The sequence below is a fragment of the Kitasatospora sp. NPDC057518 genome (assembly GCF_042802075.1).
Classification (GTDB): domain Bacteria; phylum Actinomycetota; class Actinomycetes; order Streptomycetales; family Streptomycetaceae; genus Kitasatospora.
Genome location: NZ_JBHVEU010000588.1, coordinates 1 through 4,644 on the forward strand (window position 1 = coordinate 1; position 4,644 = coordinate 4,644).

A 4,644-nucleotide genomic window follows, 5' to 3' on the forward strand; every position below is an offset into this window, starting at 1 on the left:
ATCCAACAGTCCTACCGGGTTCTGCCCCGGAGCGGGGCAGAACCCGAAGATTGATCACAACATCACACAGGCCCTAGCTCAAGCACGCCGGAGCGGTGGCCACCCGATACAACAAGCGCGGCTGCACCTACCTCGGCACCGCCACCGCAGTAGCCCTCGCCATCTGGCCCCGCACATGATCGACCGGACAAGTCCTGGCCGGGCAGCGGTCCCGCCAAGTGCAGCTAGGTGGCGTCAATCAGACACCTGGCCGGCCACGAAACCCTGCGGTTCCCCGGGGGCCTTCCCCGCGTTCAGGCGCCGTGTCCCCTCCGCCGCGACCAGCGCGATCGGGATGGCCGCGGCCGGCACCGTCCACCACGGCAGGCCGACCCAGTACGCGAGCGCCGCGGGCGCGAAGCAGGAGACCAGCGTCTGGAAGAAGAGCGACCGGGCGAGGGCGACCGTGACGCGGCGGCCGGTGAACAGGAACGCACCCAGGGCGGCGGCAAGCACCGCCAGCAGCGCGAGGAAGGTGCCCAGCCCGGCGAAGATCTGCGCCTCGGAGCGGGGCTCGTCGGAGGAGGACTGAGTGACGCCGGCCCGCTCCAGGCGCATCACTCGGCCGCGCCACACCGCGCCGTCCACCCGGTCGCCGGGCTTCAACTCCTCCAGCAGCGGCCCGTCGTCGCCGAACCGCACCGTGCCGCTCCACAGCGGCGCGCCGTCCAGCGTCGCCTGATGGTCCTTGGGCCGGACGACCGTGCCGGTGACGGTGAACGGCACGGTGCGCACGCACTCCTCGACCGCCGCGCCAGGGCTCTCGGCCGGGCAGGTCACCGCGGCCGCGTACGCGTGGGACCGCTCGGCGTCTTCCGGCATCCGTGTGGCGAACACGTACCAGGCGCCTGCTGCCGGGACGAGTGCGGATGCGGCGAGCAGCGCGGCGCCGGTGCGGGTCCATGGTGAGGGACGGTGGGTCATGATGGTTCTCCCCCCAGTCCGGTGCGCGGCCGGAACGCCTGGATTGCCGTCGCCGGGGCGTGCCGCCCCGCCCCTTCCGGGGTCGGACGGCACCGGAAGTCCGGAACACCGGACGGTGTCTCAATTCTCGTAATCTGTCCGGAGTCCACTGAAGCCCTGTGGACGGCGGGTAACGTCTGAGGGGGCCGGGGCCGGCATGAGGGGTGACAGGTCCGCAGCCGGGGCCGGGCCGACGGCGTGCCGACGGACCTCGCATCGAGCGCCACGCACACCACCCCCGGACCGGCCCACGGACACAAGTGTCCCTTGTTCGCCGACCAGTCTTCCCGGCACTCCTTCGTGCACGCTATCGGATTCCGCCCCGGCTTCGCACGCGGGTTCGCCGGGCCGCGCAGACCGATCCGTCGACCGGAACTCCTGGTAGCCGGCCGTGCGCGTGGAGCGGAACTTCCTCCCGCGCTCGGCTCGTCCGGTCCACACCGCGCGCCGGCCACCACCCCGGGAGAGTCGGCGGCACACATCCCGCAGCGCCGCCGGGGAAGCGATCCCCGCTCAGCCGACGACCCCACCCGTCCACACCGGGCCCGAACCCGATCGACGGGACAAGTCCTCGTGCCGCATCAAGCAGCGTTCGCCCTGTGTGACGCGCCGTCCGGATGGTGATCCGGGCTGCGCGTTGTGCGTCATGCCGAGTCTCGTGACCAGGGCCAACGCAGCCTGGCTGTCGACGATTTCTCGAAGACCGGCTCTCCACGCCCCAGTACGGGGCACCGCTGAAATCGCGGTCGCGGACAGCCGTGGCCGACGGTCTCCTCCAGAGCATGTGCTTCGCTCTGCCAGGATGCGCTGGTGATCAACTACAGCACCGATCTCTCCGATATTGCGGAGCAGGACCTTTCCGGGTTCTTCGTAGGCTGGCCCGCACCGCCGACGGCCGCACAGCACCTTGCCGTACTCAAGGGCAGTTACCGGGTCGTGGTCGCCCTGGACGCCGGGACGGGGCGCGTCGTGGGCTTCGTCAACATGATCAGCGACGGAGTCCTCACGGGCTTCATCCCGTGGCTGGAGGTCTTGCCCGAATACCAGGGGAAAGGCATCGGCGGGCAGCTGGTCCGGCGGGTCCTCGCCGAGGCGGAACATCTGTACTCCGTGGACCTGACCTGCGACGAACCGCTGCGGGCGTATTACGAGAAGCTCGGAATGCTGCCGCTGAGAGGCATGGCCGTCCGACGGTGGCAGGTACTGGCCCCGGAACGCCGAGTGCCGGCGGAGTCCTGAAAGCCATGCCCCGCCGACTTCCCGCGCAGGTGTGGCGGTGCCGTGCCGAGGGCTTTTGCGGAAAGGGCGGGTAGGCGGGCATCAGATCCTTCAGGGCGGGCCCGTGTGCCTGCACACGGGCCCGCCCCGAAAGATCCTCAATTCCGGCTCTGCCCGCAGTTCTGCGGTCCGAAGGTTGAACTCAGCTGAGGGCGTTCACCAGTTGTTCCGCCTTGGCGGCCGCCTCGTCAGCACCGGTGGTCTCGAGTTCCGCCGAGAACGGCTCGTCCTGCGATGTTCGGGTGTAGACGAGATAGCGCCCTTCGGGGACGAGCGCGATGCCGATGGCGAGGACGTCTCCGTTGCCGAGCCACCACTGGGGCCCTGTACTGAAGCGGAGCGTTGCATGACTCGTGAACGGGTAGTAGCGGCTCAACGAGGTGCTTCTCGCGGCGAGGACCAGGTCCTGCAGGATGGGCGGGACCCACGACCCACCGGAAGTCCGGCCGAAGTCGTCCTGTTCCGCTGCTGCTTGGGCCTGGAAGTCCCACGCCTCACTCAGAGGGTTGCTCACGCCTGAGATTCTGCCGTGGTTGCCCGTCTCCGGGAAGGTGCCGCTTCGGCCTGGCCGAAGCGGCACCGGAGGGTGGGGCGAAGGGTCGCTCTCGCGGTTCCGGCCGTGACAGTCGGATGCGGGGGTGCCGTCCGTGGGTGGCTTCGTCGGCTGGTCCCGCCGTCCCGCTACGCGTGGTCGGCCAGCACCTCGGCGATGACGTGGCGGGCGATGTCGGCCATCCTCGGGTCGCTGTCCCGGTAGTAGGCCACCTCCGACAGGGCGATGGACAGGGCCCAGCCCCGGGCGCGGGCCCAGATGGCGTCGTCGGCCGCCACGGACGCGCGGAAGGCGGGACGGGCGGCGGCGGGCAGGACGTACCAGGCGGGGATCAGGTCGACGGCCGGTTCGCCGAGGCCCGCGCAGCCGAAGTCGATGACGGCGCTCAGCCGGCCCTCCGGGGACACCAGCAGGTTGCCGGGCTGGAGGTCCCCGTGGAGCCAGACCGGCGGGCCGTCGGGCGCGGGGGCGGCCAGGGCGTGCTCCCAGGCGGCGGTCGCGGCGGCGGCGTCGACGAGGTCCGCCACGGCCGCGATCGCGGTCCTGGTCCCGGCGTCCCGCGAGGCCAGCGACTCGCTGCGGTAGGCGGCCGGGGCCCCGGCCGGGTCGATCCGGCGGATGGCCGTCACGAAGTCGGCCAAGTCCCCGGCCAGCGCCCCGGGTTCGGCGATCCGGCCGGGCACCGGTGTGGTGCCGTCGAGCCAGCGCAGCACCGACCAGGGCCAGGGGCAGCCGTCGACCGGTCCGCCCACGGCCAGCGGGACCGGCACCGGGACCGGCAGCCTCGGGGCCAGACGCCGCAGCCAGACGTCCTCCTTGGCGATCTCCTCGACCACCCCCGGGATCCGCGGGACGCGCACCACCAGCTCGGCGCCCAGCCGGTACATCGCGTTGCTGGTCCCGACCGGTTCCACCGGCTCGACCGGCAGGCCGGCCCACTGCGGGAAGTGCTCCGCGACCATCCGGCGCACCAGCGCCTCGTCGATGTCCAGTTCGTCGGCGTGCAGCTTGCGGGAGGAGGCCATAGCGCCCGACCCTGCCAGCCGCCGGCCGCGCCGGGCAACCGAATTGCCGCCGGACCGACGGCCGCTAGCCCGGGAGGACCGCGCCCGCCGCGATCAGGCCGGGCAGCTCGCGCATGTCGTCGAAGACCACGGTGCCCGGCCCGGCCAGCCGCTCCGCGGCCGTGACGCCGCCCGCGTAGCCGAGTGCGCGCATCCCGGCGGCGCGGGCGGCCTCGACGCCGGGGCGGCTGTCCTCGACCACCACGCAGGCGGCCGGGTCGACACCCATCGAGCGGGCTGCGTGCAGGAAGAGGTCGGGCGCGGGCTTGCCGCGCTCGACCTCGGTGGCGCTGAAGATCCGCCCGGCGAAGTGGTCGTGGAGGCCGGTCCGGCCCAGGGTGTGGCGCATCTTCTCGTGGGTGCCGCTGGAGGCCACGCAGGTGCGCAGGGTGATCGCGGCCAGCGCCTCCGGCAGGCCGGCCACGGGGGTCAGTCCGGCGTCCACCGCCTCGGCGTGCAGTTCGACGAAGCGCTTGCTCCACACCGCCGCCGTCTCGCCGCCGAGCCGTTCGGTGACCGTGGCCCGGTTGGCCGCCTCGGACCGTCCGACGAAGAGCTCGATCGCCTCCGCCTCGGTCAGCGGCCAGCCGTACTCCTCACCGAGCCGCACCAGCACCCGGACGGCGATCACCTCGCTGTCCACCAGGACGCCGTCACAGTCGAAGATCACCAGTTCAATCGGCTCGCTCATCCGAACAGCATAGGTCGACGTCCGCGCGGGGGCCGGTGACCGGCGAACCGACCACC

5 protein-coding genes are annotated in these 4,644 nt (G+C 72.0%); 1 reads left to right on the top strand and 4 read right to left on the bottom strand.

Annotated features, from left to right (window positions below; genetic code table 11):
- Nucleotides 1-234: 234 nt before the first annotated feature.
- Nucleotides 235-963 (bottom strand): hypothetical protein, encoded by a 729-nt coding sequence (locus ACFU7Z_RS36605; protein WP_380782370.1) that lies wholly within the window; start codon nt 961-963, stop codon nt 235-237.
- A gap of 849 nt (nt 964-1,812) precedes the next feature.
- On the opposite strand from ACFU7Z_RS36605, the gene ACFU7Z_RS36610 reads away from it, so the two are divergent.
- Nucleotides 1,813-2,241, top strand: coding sequence for a GNAT family N-acetyltransferase (locus ACFU7Z_RS36610; protein WP_380782372.1), 429 nt, complete (start codon nt 1,813-1,815; stop codon nt 2,239-2,241).
- Nucleotides 2,242-2,422: 181 nt separating this feature from the next.
- Here the strand turns inward: ACFU7Z_RS36610 and ACFU7Z_RS36615 are convergent, their stop codons facing one another.
- From ACFU7Z_RS36615 to ACFU7Z_RS36625, 3 genes are all read right to left on the bottom strand, one after another.
- Entirely contained in the window at nt 2,423-2,794 is a 372-nt protein-coding gene (locus ACFU7Z_RS36615) for a hypothetical protein (RefSeq protein WP_380782374.1), read from the bottom strand.
- A gap of 167 nt (nt 2,795-2,961) precedes the next feature.
- Nucleotides 2,962-3,858: an aminoglycoside phosphotransferase family protein gene (locus ACFU7Z_RS36620; protein WP_380782376.1), complete on the bottom strand. Its 897-nt coding sequence runs from the start codon at nt 3,856-3,858 to the stop codon at nt 2,962-2,964.
- 64 nt (nt 3,859-3,922) lie between these two features.
- The gene (locus ACFU7Z_RS36625) at nt 3,923-4,588 is read right to left on the bottom strand and encodes an HAD family hydrolase (RefSeq protein WP_380782378.1); all 666 of its coding nucleotides are present in this window, start codon (nt 4,586-4,588) and stop codon (nt 3,923-3,925) included.
- Between the last annotated feature and the right edge of the window lie 56 nt (nt 4,589-4,644).